Source organism: Streptomyces sp. NPDC003379 (assembly GCF_053589195.1).
Map to the genome: position 1 here is coordinate 230397 of NZ_JBSFRK010000006.1, position 19897 is coordinate 250293.

The 19897-nt window shown below is 67.4% G+C and carries 14 protein-coding genes; 9 read left to right on the top strand and 5 right to left on the bottom strand.

Going from position 1 to position 19897, the window contains the following annotated elements; genetic code table 11:
• Window positions 1-196 precede the first annotated feature (196 nt).
• Both eccB and mycP read left to right on the top strand, forming a co-directional pair.
• Complete coding sequence (gene eccB, locus ACWDVB_RS08325; protein WP_451518689.1) at window positions 197-1723, top strand: type VII secretion protein EccB; 1527 nt, start codon at window positions 197-199, stop codon at window positions 1721-1723.
• Window positions 1724-1788: 65 nt separating this feature from the next.
• Window positions 1789-2985 (top strand): type VII secretion-associated serine protease mycosin, encoded by a 1197-nt coding sequence (mycP, locus tag ACWDVB_RS08330; RefSeq protein ID WP_451611952.1) that lies wholly within the window; start codon window positions 1789-1791, stop codon window positions 2983-2985.
• A gap of 26 nt (window positions 2986-3011) precedes the next feature.
• Here mycP and ACWDVB_RS08335 read toward each other — a convergent pair whose 3' ends face one another.
• Genes ACWDVB_RS08335 through ACWDVB_RS08345 form a run of 3 tightly spaced genes read right to left on the bottom strand, consistent with a single transcriptional unit; the run spans window position 3012 to window position 5817 of the window.
• A complete protein-coding gene (locus tag ACWDVB_RS08335) occupies window positions 3012-3551 on the bottom strand; it encodes a hypothetical protein (RefSeq protein WP_451518691.1) in 540 nt (179 codons plus the stop codon).
• Window positions 3541-5322, bottom strand: coding sequence for an alpha/beta hydrolase (locus ACWDVB_RS08340; RefSeq protein ID WP_451518692.1), 1782 nt, complete (start codon window positions 5320-5322; stop codon window positions 3541-3543). The genes ACWDVB_RS08335 and ACWDVB_RS08340 overlap by 11 nt, the downstream gene beginning before the upstream one ends.
• A gap of 9 nt (window positions 5323-5331) precedes the next feature.
• Entirely contained in the window at window positions 5332-5817 is a 486-nt protein-coding gene (locus ACWDVB_RS08345) for a hypothetical protein (protein WP_451518693.1), read from the bottom strand.
• A 411-nt stretch (window positions 5818-6228) separates the two neighbouring features.
• Here ACWDVB_RS08345 and ACWDVB_RS08350 point away from each other — a divergent pair, with 411 nt between their 5' ends.
• The 4 genes from ACWDVB_RS08350 to ACWDVB_RS08365 all read left to right on the top strand — a co-directional run bounded on the left by ACWDVB_RS08350 (window position 6229) and on the right by ACWDVB_RS08365 (window position 10373).
• Window positions 6229-6702: a hypothetical protein gene (locus tag ACWDVB_RS08350; RefSeq protein WP_451518694.1), complete on the top strand. Its 474-nt coding sequence runs from the start codon at window positions 6229-6231 to the stop codon at window positions 6700-6702.
• Window positions 6703-8290: 1588 nt separating this feature from the next.
• Entirely contained in the window at window positions 8291-9589 is a 1299-nt protein-coding gene (locus ACWDVB_RS08355; protein WP_451518695.1) for a S8 family serine peptidase, read from the top strand.
• 57 nt (window positions 9590-9646) lie between these two features.
• A complete protein-coding gene (locus tag ACWDVB_RS08360) occupies window positions 9647-9985 on the top strand; it encodes a WXG100 family type VII secretion target (protein ID WP_451518696.1) in 339 nt (112 codons plus the stop codon).
• Between the two features lie 85 nt (window positions 9986-10070).
• Window positions 10071-10373 (top strand): WXG100 family type VII secretion target, encoded by a 303-nt coding sequence (locus ACWDVB_RS08365; protein WP_451518697.1) that lies wholly within the window; start codon window positions 10071-10073, stop codon window positions 10371-10373.
• A gap of 91 nt (window positions 10374-10464) precedes the next feature.
• Here the strand turns inward: ACWDVB_RS08365 and ACWDVB_RS08370 are convergent, their stop codons facing one another.
• The gene (locus tag ACWDVB_RS08370) at window positions 10465-10785 is read right to left on the bottom strand and encodes a DUF397 domain-containing protein (RefSeq protein WP_451518698.1); all 321 of its coding nucleotides are present in this window, start codon (window positions 10783-10785) and stop codon (window positions 10465-10467) included.
• A 122-nt stretch (window positions 10786-10907) separates the two neighbouring features.
• A complete protein-coding gene (gene eccCa / locus ACWDVB_RS08375) occupies window positions 10908-14891 on the bottom strand; it encodes a type VII secretion protein EccCa (RefSeq protein WP_451518699.1) in 3984 nt (1327 codons plus the stop codon).
• 229 nt (window positions 14892-15120) lie between these two features.
• Between eccCa and eccD the strand changes: the two genes are divergently transcribed.
• The 3 genes from eccD (at window position 15121) to ACWDVB_RS08390 (ending at window position 19849) form a co-directional block, all read left to right on the top strand.
• Complete coding sequence (gene eccD, locus ACWDVB_RS08380; protein ID WP_451518709.1) at window positions 15121-16626, top strand: type VII secretion integral membrane protein EccD; 1506 nt, start codon at window positions 15121-15123, stop codon at window positions 16624-16626.
• Window positions 16627-16965: 339 nt separating this feature from the next.
• Complete coding sequence (gene rpsO / locus ACWDVB_RS08385; RefSeq protein WP_007385095.1) at window positions 16966-17253, top strand: 30S ribosomal protein S15; 288 nt, start codon at window positions 16966-16968, stop codon at window positions 17251-17253.
• Window positions 17254-17620: 367 nt separating this feature from the next.
• A complete protein-coding gene (locus ACWDVB_RS08390) occupies window positions 17621-19849 on the top strand; it encodes a polyribonucleotide nucleotidyltransferase (RefSeq protein ID WP_451518700.1) in 2229 nt (742 codons plus the stop codon).
• Window positions 19850-19897: the final 48 nt, after the last annotated feature.

Genomic DNA, 19897 nt, shown 5'->3' on the forward strand with positions numbered 1-19897 from the left:
TCCCCCGTAAGACACTCGCGAAGTCGCTCGTATCGGCGATCGGCCTGCTGAGTGGGGAAGTTGAATCTCAAGACAGCTCGGACACCTCACCCACCACGCATGCGCGATTACACAACAGGCATAGTAGGGGTCCGGTCTGACAACGGAGGGTGGGGGCCACGCGCTCCCGGCGCCGCACGGGGAGAAGCAGGCACTTATGGCATCACGGCGGGATGAACTCAACGCCTACACCTTCGCGAAGCGTCGCACCCTGGCCGCCTTCATCCAACCGTCTCCTTCGGGCTCGGAGGAGGGCGCACCACGGCCGATGCGCGCTGTGCTGCCCGGCCTCATCGTCGGGGTGATCGTCCTGGCGGTGTTCGGGGCGTGGGGGATGTTCCGGCCGGCGGCCAAGCCCGGCTGGGACAAGCCGAAAGAGCACGTGATCATCGCGAGCGACTCGACGACTCGGTACGTCGTCCTCAAGACCGATGGCGAGCCCCAGCTGCACCCGGTCCTCAACATGGCGTCGGCGAAGCTCCTCCTTGACGACGGCAAGGGTGAAGTCATCAACGTCGACGAGTCCGTGCTCGACAAGGGCACGATCCCGCACGGCGCCACCATCGGCATTCCGTACGCCCCTGACCGGCTGCCACCGGCCGCGGAGGCCGGCACCGCGAAGCGCTGGGCGGTGTGTGAGCGTCCGGTACAGGGAGGCAGGGCCATCCAGAAGGCCGCGTTCGTGCTGGCCGCCCGCGACGAGGGGAAGACCGAGGGCGACGAACGGCTGCGGGGAGGCGAGTTGCTGTACGTAGTCGGCCCCGACAAGGTCCGCTACGTGGTTGACGCGCGAGGCACCGCCTATCGGGTCTCGGCGAAGGACGAGCTCCTGCCGCGCACCCTGGTGGGATCCGACCGCGTACCGCAGCGGGTCTCCAAGCAATGGCTCAAGACGCTGCATGTCGGTGACCCGATCACCTTCCCGAAAGTGCCGGGCGCCCCCGGGGACAACGCCGGCGTACCGGACCTGCGGGACCCGGCGGCGAACAAGGTGGGCATGGTCCTCCGGGCGAACAACGGCGACAGAATGCAGCACTACGTAGTCCTGCCCGGACGCGTCGCACCGGTCTCCGACTTCACCGCGAAGCTGCTCCTGAGCAGCCGGAGCCTGGCCGACCTGGGACAAGCGGGCCACGCCCGTGACATCAGCGCCGGAGCCTTCACTCCCGACTCCGAGGAATTCGGCGCACAGTACACCTGGCCGTCCGAGGAACCCCCGCCCGCCAACCGCGCCTCCGTAGGCCGTGGCGGCCGCAACACCGTGTGCAACGTGCTGCGTCGCGTCGACGTGGACAACGGCAGGACGACGCTAAGTACCTGGGCAGGCAAGAATTTCCCCGCCAGCCTGCCCACGGGCTCGTCGAGCGCGCACGTCACTCCGGGCTCGGGCCAGCTCTACCGCCACTTCCTTGGATCGGAGACCAAGGCGGGCAGCGTGTTCCTGGTTACCGACACGGGCCTGCGCTACGCCATGCAGTCAAACAGCGACAGCGCGACGGAGGACGAGGGCATCGGCACCTCGGCCCAGCAGCGGAAGCGCGAGCAACAGGAAGCGCGGCAGGCCCAGACCCGCCTCGGGTACGGGGACGCGGAGGTGACTCCGGTGCCTGCCGCATGGTCCAACCTCCTGCCGACAGGGCCGCGTCTGTCGACAGCCGCGGCGCGCCAGCCACAAGGCTCTTAGATCCTCGGGGGAAGCCCACCATGACGTATGTACGCACGCAGGCCCCCCGGGCCAGGAGCGCTGCGATGGTGGCCGCCGCACTGCTCTTCACGGCGGCCACAGCCACTCCCGCGGCCGCGGAGCCCAGGGCCGCGGACCAATGCACGTTCCCGTCCAAGAAGTACTCCGGCCGCCCCTGGGCGCTGCAGCGTGTCCTCCTGGACGAACTGTGGCGCCAATCCACCGGAGAAGGTGTACGCGTCGCGGTGATCGACACAGGAGTGGATGTCAAGAACCCTCAGCTCACGCGGGCGGTGGACGTCTCACGGGGCCGCAACTACCTTCCGGCCAAGGACGTCAAAGGCAAGAAGATCGAACGTGGCAAGGCGAACGGCACGACGGACGTGGTCGGCCACGGGACGCGGGTGGCGGGCATCATCGCGGCACGCCCTGCCAAGGACACGGGATTCGTGGGCCTCGCCCCAAAGGCGACGATCATTCCTATCCAGCAGAACGACGCGGAGGGCCACGGCACCACGCAGACGCTCGCGGAAGCCATCGACTACGCCGTCGACGTGGGCGCGGACGTCATCAACATCTCCCAGGACACGGCCAACGCGGTGAAGCCGGCCCCGGAGCTCGAAGAGGCGGTGAACAGGGCGCTCGCACGGCAACGGGTGGTTGTGGCCTCTGCAGGCAACGACGGCCTGGGCGGCAACGTCAAGAAGACGTATCCCGCTTCCTATGACGGCGTGCTGGCAGTGGCAGCCTCGGACCGAAACAACGAACGTGCTCCGTTCTCCCAGTCCGGCGCGTTCGTGGGCGTGGCTGCCCCCGGCGTGGACATGATCTCCACCGTTCCTGTCGGCGGCCACTGCACCGACAACGGAACCAGCTTCGCCGCCCCGTATGTAACCGGGGTCGCGGCTCTCATCAAGGCCAAGCACAGTGACTGGACGGCACGCCAGATCACCGCTCAGATCAAGCAGACCGCAGAACGCTCGGTAGCCGGTCACGACCGCCTGGTCGGCTGGGGCGTCGTGGACCCGGTCCGAGCCCTGACGGAAGACGATCACCGGATCGAGACGCCTACCCCCGGAGAGGGCCTCACCCGAGCGAAAGCCCCAACTCCCGCGAAACTCCACCTGGGTGAGACATCGGAAGAGCGTACGGCGCGTATCGCCACGTACGTAGCCGTGGGGGCGGTGGTGCTGGTAGCGGGGCTTGGTGGGGCAGGAGTGGCTGTGCGAGACGCACGACGCAGACGCCGGCGGACGCAGTAGCGTCTTTGCGAGGAGAGTCGCAGACGTCAGTACTGGTCGACTCTTTCGCCTTCTGGGACCTGGTAGCAGCCTGAGATCACTCTTACGGTCAACTTGGGCGGGTTGTCTTTAGCGTAGTGCGTGACGCGGACGCTGAATTTCCTCTTGTCATTGTCGGCAGTGAGGTTCAGGTTTCTGTTCGGGCTGGCATCGTGCTCGTACTCGACGACCTTCCATCCATTCTTGGGCAGCTCTTCCCTGAGGCGTTTCATCACGTCGTCAAGCGCCTTGTCCGATTCTGGCGTGAAGCTCCAGGGATGACGCATTCGGAAGAACTTCTCGTGGTCCTTTTCCTCGCCGCACCGGGTCACGCCCGGGCCGGGCTCGGAGACCCTCCCCTTGAGGCCGATGATGTCAAGGATGTCGCTGGATACACTTTTTGTTTCAGATCGGGCATCGTCGATACTCCGTGTGCCGGACGAGGGAATAGAGTCAGTGACTCCGTTTGAATCAGTCATGCTGCATCCGGTGATTGAGGTGAAAGCGAGGGACAACAGAAGTGCTGCGGTCCGCGTCTCATTCTTCAAGGTCTACGTTCCCTGTCCGGCCTACCACGACTTGGGCTTGGTTCTCGAGACTGGTGGTGCCGCTATCCCAATAGTCGCTGTGTCCATGTGTGTCCGTGGTCATCTGATTCGCCCCAAAGAGCTCGTCGCTGGGGATGAGCCATACCCCGCCGCCTACGTTGAACTGACTTCCACCGTGCCCGTAGCGGCCGACGTCCGGGACCACATCACCTTCCGCCTCCTGGTTCCAGACGTGTCCCCGGGGAACGTCCATCTCCGAGGCCGAGCCCACCTGAACCCCAGGACTGCCCGCGAACACCACGTCGTCTGCGTTGAGGTCACCCTGTCGAGCCGCGGACCCAACAAGCGTGGTGCCGTATGAATGGCCGATGACGGTGCGATGGCCCTCCGAATCGGTGGTGCGCGAGGCGTCGAGCCCGTCCAGGAATTGATTGAAGGCCGGTGCCCCGTCGTCCGCGTAGTGTTTGAACGGGGCATCTTTTACGATGCTCTGCGGGGCGTCGTATCCGAGCCATGTCAGAGTGGAGACTGATTCTCCTTCGCCAACCGCATTGGCTTCTCTCCACAGATTCGTCATGCGATCGATGTCTCCTCCGACCTTCCCCAGGTTCGAGGTCGTGCCAGGAACGTAGACGGCTGTGTGGTCAGCAGTATCCGGATTCCCTGTAGCGATGATCGCACGGCCGTTTCCCTCCGCGCTGAAACCGAGCAGGTAGGCTTCGGGCAGTCCCTCGACACCTGCGGAGTCGAAGCGGTCCTGAATCTTCTGCATTCCGTTGAGCGAACTTTCAAGGTGCTCCTTTCGCTCGCCGTACTTTCTGTGCCAGTCCATCCATTCATCGCTGTGTATCATGCCCACACGGCCACCGCCGTTGACCCACTTATTGATTGGCTCCGGCGGGATGGCCTTCAGTGCCACCTCGTACTGGCCTTGCTTCTCAGCCAGCACCATGCGGTTGGCCTCGTCACGGACATCCGCCGGCAGGCCGTCCAAGGCTCCTACCGACGCAGGCCGGACAGCGACGTAATCAGCCTGTTCCTCTGCAGTGAGGTTCTTCCACCACTTCGCGTTCTCCTGGGGGGTGCCGTCCTTGGGAGGCCCTCCAAGCGTCTCCAGATACTCTTTCGCTCCGTCTCGAACTCCATGCATATCGGCCTGCGCGTCGGACCAGTCCCGGGCAGAAACCGAGAGATCATCGTCAGCTTTGAGTGCCCTTAGCTTCGGAGCCCACTTCTCGTCGGCTTCCGTCGCCTCTTGGATAGCAGCGGCGATGCGGTCGGCGTACTCCTGGGCGCGGGCATAGTTCGGATTGGGATCGAAGTTGGCGGCCTGGCGGTTCAGGCCAGCTGCGGTTTCGTCGGTCGTGCCGTTTGCCGTTCCACCTTCGGGCTGTTCGCCGTTGGTCTTCTTGCCAGCTGACGGGTAACTGACTGTGCCATCAGGGTTTACGGTAAATTTCTCTGCCTGGGCGGCATCAACGGCTGAGTCGAGTTTCCTCTTGGCTGCAGCGAGGTCGTAGGCGAAGCCGTTGAGTGCCGTTCCGATCAAGCCGCACTCGACCTGGGTGTAGTGGAAATTCTCTGCCAGCTCGGACAATTGTTTGAGGGCTGCCCTGGCAGTCGCACCTTCGAGGGATTTCCGCATCCCAGCAGTGACTTGTTTGTCGATGTGATCCTTGGCCGTACTGGCCATGTCACTGGTCGTGCGATACCCGTCCGCTGCGTTCTCGAACTTGGACGGAGTGAGGGATCTGAGTGTCGTGTAATCCATTGTCGGAGGTCACTGTCCCTTGGCCTGGCCGCCCGTAGCCCGCGTGTCCCCGTACGCGACGGACAACTTTGAGAGCTCGGCTTCCACTGCCTCGTCGGTCTTCTGCTGATGACGGCCCATCTGTTCCAACAATTTCTGGAGGGAGCCACATCTGCGGCTCACGTCCTTGACGTAGCGCTCCCAGGAATCGTGGACGCTCTGCTGAGCTGCCGCGCTAAGACACTGAGGGCCTTGACCGAGCCCCTTCTGGCCCTCTTCCAGCTTCGCCAGCGCCTTGCTGATGTTCTCTCGCAGCGAGCCGACCCCCTCCCCAGCTTTGCTCCACGCAGCCCTACTGGACTTGAGCCCGGTCGAGCCACCGCTGTCCCAGCCATCTGCACCGCTAGGGCTTGGGTCGGCGCTCCCCCGGTCGCTCGGAGCTTGGTTGAGCTGCAGCTGTGTGGGCTGGCGGTCTGCCGCATTGGCTTTGAGCTGCTCCCATTCATCCCACGCCATACGTGGTCTCCCTCCTTGGAGTGTTTCCTCTGGCCGCCAGTGCGTCACGGTTGCCGGCTCCGCCGGATGACCTGAACGCCCGTGACAGTAGCGGTGGTTGCGCCTCAAGGGACTGAGTAGATGTACTCAGAAGGGTTGAGTAGCCAGAACGTCGCTGCGGAGGCACGGTGGTGGCATTGTGCATACTGCGACAGGCCGTGAGGGGTCTGAGGTGACGTGCGCAACTGGCATCGAGCGGCGGGTCGCGGTTCGTCCAAGTCCCCTCGGGTGGCCGATTTGCAACTGCCGCTACGTCTTGCCCAGTTGGTCGGGACACAGGGAGTGACTAGAGTGACACAGATGCACAAGTGATCACCAGCCACCGCGATCACGAGAAGGTCGGGCAGGCAGGTTACGGGGAGGGAACGTCTCGTGCTTCCTACGGACGGGTACGAGGGTACTGCGCCGTCAGCAGGCGCCGATGTCAAGCGTGGCCTGGAAGCGTTGAAGACGTTCCGGCGGCGAATCAATACTCTTCTCACGGAGTTCGAGGGCTCGGCCGCCGGTCCGTCCAACGTCGGCACGCAGAAGGTCTCCCGGGCCTCCTTCAGTGGCACCGGCAGCGCATTCCCCGAGGCCGACGGCTTGTACTCGCAGTACGACCAGGTACATGAGCGGCTGACCTCGCTCTCCAAGATGCTCGGTGACCAGATCGAGGCGATGGGGATCGCCGTGCATGGTGCGGACGTCGGCTTCGACAACCTCGAAGACGATCTGCGGCAACGCTTTTGGGCTATCCAGACCAAGGTCGACCGGGAGCAGGGAGCGGCCGGGCGTGAGCGCGGCGGCACGCCTGAGGAGCAGGGTGGCCACGGCAGCGACAAGTCCGACACCGGGTGGTCGTAGTGGGCTTCGAAGGGCACCGTCTCAATGACATGGTCGACCTGGTCGAGCAGGCCAAGCCGGGCGATCTGGAAAGTGCTGGCGAGGCGCTCCAGAAGGCGCGCGACGCGATCGCCGCAGCTGCCAGGGAGCTGGGTGGGCACATCGACCGGGTCGACTGGGAGGGCGAGGCGGGGCAGGCTTTTCGCAAATGGGGCAAGAACCTCGTCAAGGACACCCACAAGCTCTCCGACTTCGCCGAAGCTGCGAGCGTGCAAATGGCTTCGGCCGGTGCGGGCTTGGCGTCCGTACGCGGCTCCATGCCGCCGCGCGACAATCGAGCCGACCCGAAGACCGTCAAGGATATCCCCTCTCCTGCGAGAGTTGAGGGGAACGAGGAGTACGGTGCCGCCGTCAAGGCGGAGCAGCATCGGCAAGAGGCGATCAACCAGATGAACCGGTTGGCGTCGTTCTATCTGGTGTCGCAGGAGGGCATGGCCAGGCAGGAGCCGCCTACGTTTTCGGCCATGCCGAAGGTGGGGGTGCCCAGGCCGGAGCGCAGTCCGATCCTGACCGACGCCAGGGGAGGCGGCGCGTATTCCACCACAGGCGCCGCCGGAACTCATTCGGCGCTCCAGCCCTCAGCCGACACCGCGTCCACCGGCCCTGCCGGCCCTGTCGGCCCGGATGCCTCCTCGCCGTCTCGCGAGGAGGCGCAAGGCCCCGTCGTCTCTCCCGTTCGTTCTGTCGGTACGGAGATCGACAGCGTCGGTACATTGCCTCCCCAGACAGCTAACCCGGTTCCCGTCGCCCAGGCTCCGCCTTCGGGCCCAGTGACGAACGACGCGACGCCCGTTCCTCCTTTGGGGCGAAGCCGTTTCAGTCCGGTGATCAGCGGCCCCACCGCACGTACTTCTGGTCCTATGGGAGTCACGAAGAACCCGATGCCTTCGCAAGGACGAACAGGGTCGAGTGGCCCCGCGGGCCCCGGAGGGGGCCCTGGGCGTGGGCCACTAGGGCCGACTGGGCCGGGCGGTCCAACTGGCCACGGGCGGAGCGTCGGTGGTCCGGCAGGACCTGGGCAGCCACCGGTTGGGCGCAGTGCCACCGGTGGAACGCCACGGCCCCACGGAGTGCCGGGCCTAAACCCGGGCGGTCCGAATCCCACTGGCGCGGCGCGATCCCAGGGCGTAGTCGGAGGGCGTCCACAGCCGGGGCCCGTGTCCGGCCCGGCCGGTTCGAGGGCGCCGCGAGGTCCCGTCACCGGTGCTCAGGGACCACGTACCTCTTCAGCTGAGAGCGTCAGCGTCGGCCAGCGAGGGGTAGTGGGCGCGAGTCCGCAAGGTGGTGGCAGAGGCCAGACGCCTCGTCGGACCCTTGGCAGCCCTAACGGCGTCGTTGGGGCTCCGAAGGGGCGCACGGTCGCGGACGGGGGGCGCAGAAACGGGTTCACCGCTGGTGGGACCGGTCTGGCGCGCGCTTCCACGGGTAACCAGCGGCTCCCTGGCGAAGAAGGTGAGGAGGCCGCGCAGCGGCCCGACGGCTTGGCCGAGGACGAAGAAATACATCCGCCCTATGGGGCACGGCCCGTGCCGCCAGTAGTCAACTAATCGTGAGCGAGGACATGCAGGGCATGAATGCAGGGTTCAGCCGATACGGCAGGCGGCATGCGTCGTGCACGCGGAGGGCACGGGGACGGGTCGCCACCGGTGGCTCGATAGTTGGCGTACTGGCCCTCCTGTCTGTCGGGCTGGCTCCGGGCACGGTTGCTGCCGACGCCCAGCCGAAGCAGTGGTACCTGGAGGCGATGAGCTCCGATGACCTTTGGAAGGTGAGCACCGGTAAGGGGATCAAAGTTGCTGTCGTCGACTCCGGTGTTTCGATGACGCCCTCCCTCAAAGGCCGTGTTACGCCTGGAAAGGACGTAACGGGAAAGCGGGGCGGGGCGCTGGACGACTACGACAGTCATGGAACGACCATGGCGGAGCTGATCGTTGGTTCCGGCCGAAGTGGAGGGCTCAAGGGGCTGGCGCCTGGAGCGGAAGTCATCTCTTTCCGGACCTCCCTCGGCGGTGAGCAGGAAAGCGACAGTGCTGAAGCGATTCGTGCCGCCGCGGACAGCGATGCGCACATCATCAACATGTCCTTCGGCAGCGACTTCATGTACCCGGAGGAGAAGGCGGCAGTGGAGTACGCCGCTTCGAAGGGGAAGCTGATGTTCGCGGGCGTGGGAAACGACGCGGAGAAGAAGAACTTCATCGGGTACCCCGCCGCGTATCCTCAGGTCGCGGGCGTATCCGCCGCTGATCGGTCCGGCAAGGTCGCCAAGTACTCGGAGTTCGGCGCCTACGTGGATCTTGCCGCGCCGGGCCGGGACATTCCCCACTGGTGCGACGCGACATTCCGCTCGTACTGCGACAACGGCGGCGGCGGCACCAGCTCCGCCACCGCCATCGCTTCCGCCTCCGCCGCCCTCGTCTGGTCCGAGCACCCCGACTGGACCGCCAACCAGGTCCTCCGCGTCCTCATCGACACCGCGGGACGCGACTGGCCCAAGGACAAGCCCAGTGACTACCTCGGCTACGGGCTGATCCGCCCCGCTCGCAATGTCGTGAAGGGCGAGGGCAAGCCCGGCCCCGCGGACGTCGACCCGATCACGAACAAGAAAACCGCGGTTGCTGGAAGCGACAAGGACGGCACCGCTCCTTCCGCCTCCGCCTCCGCACCCGCCGCGTCCTCTTCACCGACCCCACGCAAGGGCACTTCAAGCGACGAACATGCCACGGTGGCGAAGTCCTCGGACGGCGGCGACGACTCCTCCCGGATGTGGCTCATCGGCGGAGGCCTCGCCGCTGTCGCCGTGTTCTGCGGCGGTGGTTACGCCGCGGTGCGCGCTCGGCGCAGAGCCTGAGCTCGGCAGGGAAGCAACCGATACATCCCAACGAAGGTAGAGGAAGGGAGCCCGACCGTGGCTGACGGCCAGAAGTTGAACAACCAGCAAGTGGCGCTTCTGAAGAAAGAGATCGTGGGCAAGTACGACTCGGTCCAGAAGCAGCTCAAGCGTCTCCAGGGCACGCTCGACACGATGGAGGCCAACTGGCGGGGCATCGGAGCGCACGCCTTCGACAAGAAGCAGACCGAGATCAACCAGCACATGCGAGCGATCGGCAACCTCCTGGTGGACTTCCTCGAAGGCATCAGCGGCAACGAGAAGCTCGTGGACGGCCTTGAGGACCAGGTCCAGTCGACGATGAACAGCATCGATGTCCAGTACGGCGGTAAGCAGTCGGCCATCAGCAGCTACTGAGCGCACAGCATTCGGCGCACAGCATTCAGCACACAGCATTCGGCGCAGAGCACCCAACGCACCACACCTGAGAAACGGGGCAAGCATGGCAAACGTTCACCTGGACGAACTCGCCGTCAAGTACGGCGGCCTCGACGCCATCACCACCGAACTCGGCATCCAGGCCAAGCAGCTCGAAGCCGACCTCGCCGACATCAAGCGGGCCGTGGCCAAGGTGGCCGAGGGCTGGGAGGGCGAGGCCCACACGGCGTACACCGTCAAACAGAAGGAATGGGACCAGCACGTCGAGGCCATCCACCGGGCCCTCGTGGAGATCGGCCAGAAGGTCGGCCAGGCCGGCGGCGACTACCGCGGCGGTGACCTCAAGGGCGCCAGCTACTTCCAATGAGCCCGCGCGAGTACGGGGCGAGAATGCAGGCGTAGGACATGAAGGGGTGGACGCGCGCGGGAGGCGTCCACCCCTTCACGTCGCCCGTTTCTCACTCCGCGGGAAGCCCGCCATTGCGTGCGGAAGGCTCCAGGTCGAACTCACCGTCCCGCGCCCCCAGCACAAAGGCCCGCCACTCCGCCTCCGTGTACCGCAGTACTGTCTCCGGCTCCAGAGACGACCGCATCGCCACCGCGCCCCCGGGCAGATCCGCGATCTCGACCCGCTCTTCGTGGTGCTCGGTGCCGGGAGCGCTGCGCCACTCGACGCCGGAGATGTCGAGGGCGTAGAGCTCCTCCTTCTCGCGTTCCTTGCGAGCCTTGTCCTGCGCTTCGGTGTCCTCGGTGTCCTCGGTGTCCCGTGTCTCAGCCATGGCGGAGCGGTCCCTTCACAACGTACGAAAGTGCTGTGGAGCCACACTACTTGCGGTGCTCCGCCGCTGTTCAGAGGTCGAGGAAGGCCGCCCCCGGGGTGCGGCCCGGAGCGGGAGCACACTCAGTACTCCCCGGCCACCAACCCTGTCTGCACCATCGGCTTCCCCCGCCTCCGCGACACGAAGATCCCCCGCCCGGTCGGCATCGGCCGCGGTCGTACGCCGCCCAGAAGGTCACCCTCGTCGGGGTCGCCGGCCAGGACCACCCCCTGCGCGCCCAGCTCCTTCATCCGCTGCATGAACGGCTCGTACGCCGCCCGTCCCGCGCCCGCCGTCGAGCGGGCGATGATGAAACGGACGCCCACGTCCCGGGCGAAGGGGAGCAGCTCGGTGAGGACACCCAGCGGGTTGCCGCTGGAGGTGGATACCAGGTCGTAGTCGTCGACGACCACGTACACCGTCGGGCCCTGCCACCAACTGCGCTCGCGCAGCTGTCGCGCGGTGACGTCCGCCGTCGGGGTACGCCGCTGGACCAGGTCGGCCAGCGCGGCCATGTGGTGATCCATGGCGTTGGACATGGGGATGTACTCGGCCAGGTGAGAGGCCGGGGTGGCGTCGAGGAGGGAGCGGCGGTTGTCGACCACGAAGAGCTTGCAGACGTCACCGCTGTAGCGCTCCGTCAGTCGCTTGATGAGCAGCCGCAGCAGGTTCGACTTGCCGGACTCGCTCTCACCGAAAACGAGGAAGAACGGGTCCTGCTCGAAGTCCACGAAGACCGGCTCGAGGTTGTTCTCGTCGAGGGCGAAGGAGACACCCCGTTCGGGGAACGCATGGCCCGGAGGCAGCTGTTCGGCCGGAAGCTCGCGGGGAAGCAGACGGACCGCCGGCGCGCCGGGCTCCGTCCAGTGGCGGGAGACCTCGGCGGTGAGTGCGGCCGTCGCGTCGGCGAGGTCCGTGTCGGAGGAGAGCCCATCGGCGCGGGGCACGGCCGCCATGAAGTGCTGCCGCTGCGGGGTCTGGCCCCGGCCAGGCACCCCGGCGGGGACGTTGGCCGCGACCTTGCGGTCGAACTCGGAGTCCATGGTGTCGCCGAGCCGCAGTTCGAGGCGGTTCATCAGGTGGTCCTTGAGGTTCGCGCGGACCTCCATGGAGCGTGACGCGGTGAGGATCAGGTGGACGCCGTAGCCGAGTCCGCGCGCCGCGATGTCAAGGACGGCAGGTTCCAGACCTTCGTAATCGGAACGGAAGTTGCCCCACCCGTCGATGATCAGGAAGACATCACCCCACGGCTGGTCCGTCACCGAGATCTCGCCGCGCGCCCGACGCGCTCGGAAGTCGGCGATCGACGCGATGCCCGCCGTACGGAAGTACTCCTCGCGTCGGCTCAGTACGCCGTACACCTCGGCCAGCGTGCGCCGCACCCGCTCGGGATCCAGCCGCGAGGCGACCCCTCCTACGTGGGGGAGCCCGGCCACGGACGCCATGCCGCCACCGCCGAAGTCGAGGCCGTAGAGCTGCACTTCGTACGGTGTGTGGGTGAGGGCGAAAGCCGCCATCAGGGAGCGCAGGAGGGTCGACTTGCCCGACTGGGGACCGCCGATGATCTGCATATGGCCCGCCGCGCCGGAGAAGTCGCACCACAAGGGCTCGCGACGCTGCTCGTACGGCTTGTCGACCAGGCCCAGCGGTACGACGAGGCGTCCCGCCCCCGCGTAGCCGGGCTGGGTGAGCCCGCGGCCCTCTACGGCGGTGAGCCCCGTGAGCAGCGCGTCCAGAGGCGGCGGGCTCTCCAGTGGCGGTAGCCACACCTGGTGGGCGGCGGGGCCCTGTGCCTCCAGGCGGCGCACGATGACGTCGAGCACGGTGTCGGCGAGCGCGTCAGCAGTGTCGGGAATGGCGGGGTCCGCCGAGGGACCCGGTGCGGGCATCGGCGGGGTCCCGTACCGTACCGGCACCTCGGCCGCCGTGAACAGCACCGGCCGGCGGTCCACAGGCCGCGCTCCGCCGACAGCCGCGGCCTGCGTCGAACCGGAGCGGTACACCCCGGAGACGTACGCCGCCTTGAACCGCACCATCTCGTCCGTGCCGAACGTGAGATAACCGGAGCCGGGAACGTTCGGCAGATGGTAGGCATCCGGCACCCCGAGCGCCGCGCGCGACTCGGCGGCGGAGAAGGTGCGCAGCCCGACGCGGTACGAGAGATACGTCTCCAACCCCCGCAGCCGTCCCTCCTCCAGGCGCTGTGAGGCGAGCAGCAGATGCACGCCGAGCGACCGGCCGATGCGGCCGATCTGTACGAACATGTCGATGAAATCCGGCTTGGCGGTGAGCAGTTCGCTGAACTCGTCGATCACCAGGACCAGGGAAGGGATGGACTGGAGCGGGGCGCCCGCCGCCCTCGCCTTCTCGTAGTCGTGGATGTTCGCGTAGTTGCCCGCGTCCCGCAGCAGTTCCTGGCGGCGGTTGAGCTCGCCGCGGATGGAGTCGCCCATGCGGTCGACCAGCGTCAGGTCGTCCGCCAGGTTGGTGATGACGGCGGCGACGTGCGGCATCTGCGCCATGCCCGCGAAGGTGGCGCCACCCTTGAAGTCGGCGAGTACGAAGTTCAGGGTCTCGGAGGAGTGCGTCACGGCAAGGCCGAGCACCAGGGTGCGCAGCAGCTCCGACTTTCCGGAGCCGGTGGCGCCGACGCACAGGCCGTGGGGGCCCATGCCCTCCTGCGCGGCCTCCTTGAGGTCGAGCATCACGGGACGGCCGTCCTCGCCGACACCGATCGGGACGCGCAGTCGCTCCGCCTGGGTACGCGGACGCCACGTCCTGCTGGTGTCCACCGACTCGGCGTCGCCCAGGTTCAGGAGGTCCGTGAACTCCAGGTTGGCCAGCAGAGGCTCCGCCTCGTCACCACCGGACGGGACGCGCAGCGGAGCGAGTTGGCGCGCCAGCGCCTCGGCCCCTTCGTAGGACAGCACATCGGGTGTGCCCTCGTACACCAGGCCGTGGCCCGACTCGATCCGCATCGACCCCGGATGCACCGCGAGCGACAGACCTCCGCGCCCATGGGCCAGTTCTCCTGGAACCAGCTCTACGACCGTCACGCCCTGCAGTCCCTCGGGCGAGGCCAGCGCCGACAGCGGAGGCAGCGACAGGCCGTCGAGTACGACGACGATGTGCGGCTCCTCCGGCAGCGGGTCGCCCTCGGGATGGAAGCGCGGCCGCCCCTGGAACCGGGCGGCGAGCATGCTCTCCAGTCCCGTCGGGTCGCCGGTGAAGAGACGGCGGCTGCCGGCGCCGTCCGCCGCGCCCGGCACCTGACTGTGCGGCAGCCACTTGGTCCATTCCCAGACGGGCGCCGCCGACCTGCCCGCCCCGACGGCGATCACCAGGTCCTGGGGGGAGTGAAGCGAGGCGAGGGCCGCGGTGAGCGCACGGGCCGTGCCGCGTGCCGTCTCGGGATCCCCACTGATCGTCACGTGGTAGAAGGCGCGCAGCGAGACGGCCATCGGCAGGTCTTCAAGCGTGCTGTGTGCCCCGAGGAAGCGCTGCATCGCGCCCGCGGTGAGCGGCTCGAGCTCGTCCACCGGAGCGGTCTGCGGCGGAACGAGGGGAGTGGCGAGCTCCTGCGGGCCGAGGCCGACGCGCACCTGCCCGAAGTCCTCGTCACCGGCGCGGCGCTCCCAGACCCGGCTGCCCTCGGCGACCAGCGCCCACAGTTGCTCGGGTGAGGGGTGGAGGTAGTACTGCGCGTCGCGCTGGGCCTTCGCGGTGTCCTGTGCGGCACGCCGAGTCTGCTGCAGGTACCGCAAGTAGTCGCGCCGCAGGTCCGCCAACTGCCCCTGATTTCCGCGACGGTAGCGAATGAGCATGGCCACCGACATGGCCACCGTGGAGGCGACCATGACCATGCCCATGACCTTCATGAACGGATGCGAATTGGGCATGAAGAAGAAGACCACGGAGCCACCCATGCCGAGCATGGGCAGCAACTGCATCATCGCGCCCTCTTGCTGATCCCGGGGAAGCTCGGGCGGAGGTTGCACCAGCACTTCTTCGCTGGGCACTGCCGAGGGCAGAGCCCGAGGCGGGCGCTTGACGACGATATGGCTCACTGGGCACCAAATCCCTTGCCGGGCCGCGGCGTTCCGTCCGCCGCCCCGTGTCGGGCGAACGGCGACCGTCGGGTGATCCTACTGACATACACGACGACGGTCGGGCGATAGGGTGCCGATGCGCGCGTGAACGCATGTGCATCAAGCCGCAGGACAACGTGGGCAACGAACCGGGAACCGCGGCAAGCCGGACCGGCGCCAGCGACTGAGGGGGAGCAGGCAGGTGAGCATGACGGCCTCCGCGACGGCCAGCGGAGCAGGACATTCCAGCCGCGGGACAGCTTCGGGGACCAGTGCGGGATTCGGGTTCTGCCGGGTCACCATCGTGGCGCCGGACAGCCGGATCGACGTGTCTCTGCCCGACGACGTCCCCGTCGCGGACCTCTACCCGGAGATCCTGCGGCTGTCCCGGCAAGGCCCGGCCGAGGGAGCGCCGGTCGGCTACCACCTCGTACGCCGTGACGGCAAGGTCCTGGACAGCGCCCGCTCCTTCACCGCGCAGCGCATCCTGGAGGGTGAGCTGCTCACCCTGCGCCCCTTCTCGGAGTCGCTTCCGCCGGCCGTCTTCGACGACGTGTCCGAAGCGGTCGCGGCCGCGGTGACCCGGGACCGCATGCTGTGGAACGGCGAGCTGACGCGCGGCGCCGGGCTCACCGGCACCGCGGCGCTGTCGGCCCTCCTGGCCTGCGCGGCCTGGACGGCGGCCCCTCGCCACGACATGCACGGCATCCCCGGCATCCTGGCCGCCATCGCGGGAGTCCTCCTGCTCACCCTCTCCGCCGTGCGGGCACGGATCTACGACGACCGCGCCGCGTCGGTGGCCCTCGGTCTCGGTGCGCTGCCGAACCTCGCCGTGGCGGGGTCGGGGCTGCTGGCACTGACCGAGGGGCAAGGCATCGGGCGGCTCCAGGCCCTGCTCGCCTGCACGGCGGTGCTCGTCGCTTCTACGATCCTCACCCTCGTGTCGCCGCGCGGGGACGCCCCGTTCGTCGCCTGCCTCTTCGCCTCGGCCGTGGGCCTGCTCGCGACGTTCCTCGCGACGCTGTGGCGGCTGTCTCCCGTCGAGACGGCCGCTCTGTGCGCCCCACTGGCCGTGGGAGCCCTCGCCTTCCTGCCGGGCCTGTCCATGCGGTTCGCCCGCCTCCCCATCGGATTCGAGCCGCCGCACGGCAGCCGGAGCGAGTACGGCGCGGAGCCCGCCCCGCAGGAACCCGTCGACGCCGAGCGCATCGCCGCCCAGGCCCGCCGCGGTCACGAGTTGCTCGTCGGTCTCGTCGGCGGTTGTGCCTTGCTGGCCATCGGTTCGGCAGCCGTCCTCGGCTTCTCCGATGACGTATGGGGGCAGCTACTGGCCCTCGCCACCGGCATCGCGATGCTGATGCGCGCACACCTCTTCCGCTACACCGCGCAGGTCGGCTCCGCCCTGGCCGCGGGCCTCGCGTCCCTGGTCCTGCTCGGCCTCGGCCTCTGCCTCAACCCCCCGCGGGACCTCATGCGCGACGCCCTGGCGGGCGACTCGGCCGCGCTCGACCTGCGCACCGTATGGCTCGTCGCGGCCATCGCGGCGGCGGTGGCGCTGGTCACGGCTCTCGGGCTGATCACTTCGCGCACCGGCGTGACGCCTTTCTGGGGCCGCCTCCTGGAGATCGCCGAGGCCTTCGTACTGCTGACCCTGGTGCCGCTGACCCTCGCGGTCTTCGACGTGTACGCCAGGGCCAGAGCCATGACGAGCTGACGAGCTGACGAGCCGAATGATCGCCGCATCACGTAGACAGTCGTCAGACGACAGGCCTCATACCCATGGGCCCACGGTCAGCCCCGGACGATCCCGCTTCTGTCCCCGCGGCCAGGCCCGTACAACCCGACTGGTACCCTGTCTAACGACCGTCTGTCTGCGCACCCCCGAATCCCCAGGGACCCGGACCCCAGGCCCCGCAAGGGCCCGGACCCCGGACCCGCCAAGGACCCGGACCCGCGCCCAGCGGCCCATCCCCGCCTCCCGAGTCACGGAAGCTCCCCTGAGATGTAGACCAGGGACACTCGGAGGCACTCGAAGACATCACGAGGAGTACGCGTGTCGCTCGACGCCGCTACGAAGAAGCAGATCATGACCGAGTTCGGCCAGAAGGAGGGCGACACCGGCTCCCCCGAGGTTCAGGTGGCGATGCTCTCTCGTCGTATCTCGGACCTGACCGAGCACCTCAAGACCCACAAGCACGACCACCACTCCCGTCGTGGTCTGCTGATCCTGGTCGGCCAGCGTCGCCGTCTGCTGCAGTACCTGGCCAAGAAGGACATCCAGCGCTTCCGTGCCCTGGTTGACCGCCTCGGCATCCGCCGCGGTGCGGCGGGCGCCAAGTAAGACGCCGTGAAGGGAGCGGTTCCCACTCGAAGCACTCGAAGGGGGCCGCTCCCTTTGCTGTACGTGCGCGGTGTCACCGTCGCTTTGTAGTCTGGTGACACACGCACGTCCCGTGGGTACGCAAAGAGACCCCGGGACACCGAGCACGACCCCACGAGCACGACCCACGAGGGAGAGGCGCACCTCGCCGCCGCCGGTCCTCGGTAGTGGCCCCCGGGAGACATCCCCGGGTGCTTCGATCGAAGACCGGCCCGCACACACGGCGCGCTTCTCCACACCGTCCCGGTCCACAGGACACACGGGACACCGCCCCCGGGCCACACGGGCCCCCGGGCGAGAAGACGAAACGTAGACACGTAGGAGAACAGTGGAGAACGAGACCCACTACGCCGAGGCCGTCATCGACAACGGCACTTTCGGCACCCGTACCATCCGCTTCGAGACGGGCCGTCTGGCCCGTCAGGCCGCCGGTTCCGCCGTGGCCTACCTGGACGACGACACGATGGTCCTCTCGGCCACCACCGCGTCCAAGAAGCCCAAGGACCAGCTCGACTTCTTCCCCCTGACGGTGGACGTCGAGGAGCGGCAGTACGCGGCCGGCAAGATCCCCGGTTCCTTCTTCCGCCGTGAGGGCCGCCCCTCCGAGGACGCGATCCTCACCTGCCGCCTGATCGACCGCCCGCTGCGTCCTTCTTTCAAGAAGGGCCTGCGTAACGAGATCCAGGTCGTCGAGACGATCATGGCTCTCAACCCCGACCACCTGTACGACGTGGTCGCGATCAACGCCGCCTCCTGCTCCACGCAGCTGGCCGGCCTGCCCTTCTCGGGCCCGATCGGCGGCACGCGCGTGGCGCTCATCAAGGGCCAGTGGGTCGCCTTCCCGACGCACACCGAGCTCGAGGACGCCGTCTTCGACATGGTCGTCGCCGGTCGCGTCCTCGACGACGGCGACGTCGCGATCATGATGGTCGAGGCCGAGGCCACCGAGAAGACCATCGAGCTCGTCAAGGGCGGCGCCGAGGCGCCGACCGAGGAGGTCGTGGCCGCCGGTCTCGAGGCCGCGAAGCCCTTCATCAAGGCGCTCTGCAAGGCCCAGTCGGACCTCGCAGCCAAGGCCGCCAAGCCCACCGGCGAGTTCCCGGTCTTCCTCGACTACGAGGACGACGTCCTGGAGGCCCTGACCGCCGCGGTCAAGGCCGAGCTCGCCCAGGCGCTGACGATCGCGGGCAAGCAGGAGCGCGAGAGCGAGCTGGACCGCGTCAAGGCGCTGGCCGGCGAGAAGCTGCTCCCGCAGTTCGAGGGCCGCGAGAAGGAGATCTCCGCCGCGTACCGCTCGCTGACCAAGACCCTGGTCCGTGAGCGCGTCATCAAGGAGAAGAAGCGGATCGACGGTCGCGGTGTGACCGACATCCGTACGCTCGCCGCCGAGGTCGAGGCCATCCCGCGCGTCCACGGCTCGGCGCTGTTCGAGCGTGGCGAGACCCAGATCCTGGGTGTCACGACGCTGAACATGCTCCGTATGGAGCAGCAGCTCGACACGCTGTCCCCGGTGACGCGCAAGCGCTACATGCACAACTACAACTTCCCGCCGTACTCCACCGGCGAGACGGGCCGTGTCGGCTCCCCGAAGCGCCGCGAGATCGGCCACGGCGCCCTCGCCGAGCGCGCGCTCGTGCCGGTCCTGCCGACGCGCGAGGAGTTCCCCTACGCGATCCGCCAGGTGTCCGAGGCGCTCAGCTCCAACGGCTCGACGTCCATGGGCTCCGTCTGCGCCTCCACCATGTCGCTGCTGAACGCCGGTGTGCCGCTCAAGGCCGCCGTCGCCGGTATCGCCATGGGTCTGATCTCCCAGGAGATCGACGGCGAGACGCACTACGTCACCCTCACCGACATCCTCGGTGCGGAGGACGCCTTCGGTGACATGGACTTCAAGGTCGCCGGTACGAAGCAGTTCGTCACCGCGCTCCAGCTCGACACCAAGCTCGACGGCATCCCCGCCTCGGTCCTGGCCGCCGCGCTGAAGCAGGCCCGTGACGCGCGTCTGCACATCCTCGACGTGATGAACGAGGCCATCGACGTTCCGGACGAGATGTCCCCGAACGCGCCGCGCATTATCACCGTCAAGATCCCGGTGGACAAGATCGGTGAGGTCATCGGCCCGAAGGGCAAGATGATCAACCAGATCCAGGAGGACACCGGCGCCGACATCACGATCGAGGACGACGGCACCATCTACATCGGTGCCCAGCAGGGCTCGCAGGCCGAGGCCGCCCGCGCCACGATCAACGGCATCGCCAACCCGACCATGCCGGAGGTCGGCGAGCGCTACCTGGGCACCGTCGTGAAGACGACGACCTTCGGCGCGTTCGTCTCCCTCATGCCGGGCAAGGACGGTCTGCTGCACATCTCGCAGATCCGCAAGCTCGCCGGCGGCAAGCGTGTGGAGAACGTCGAGGACGTCGTCGGCGTGGGCCAGAAGGTCCAGGTCGAGATCGCCGAGATCGACTCCCGCGGCAAGCTCTCCCTCATCCCCGTAGTCGAGGGCGAAGAGGGCGACGAGCAGGCCGCCGACCAGAAGGACGACACCGACAAGTGACGTCGCGTAGCACCACGACGACGGCCCGCACCTCCACGGAGGCGCGGG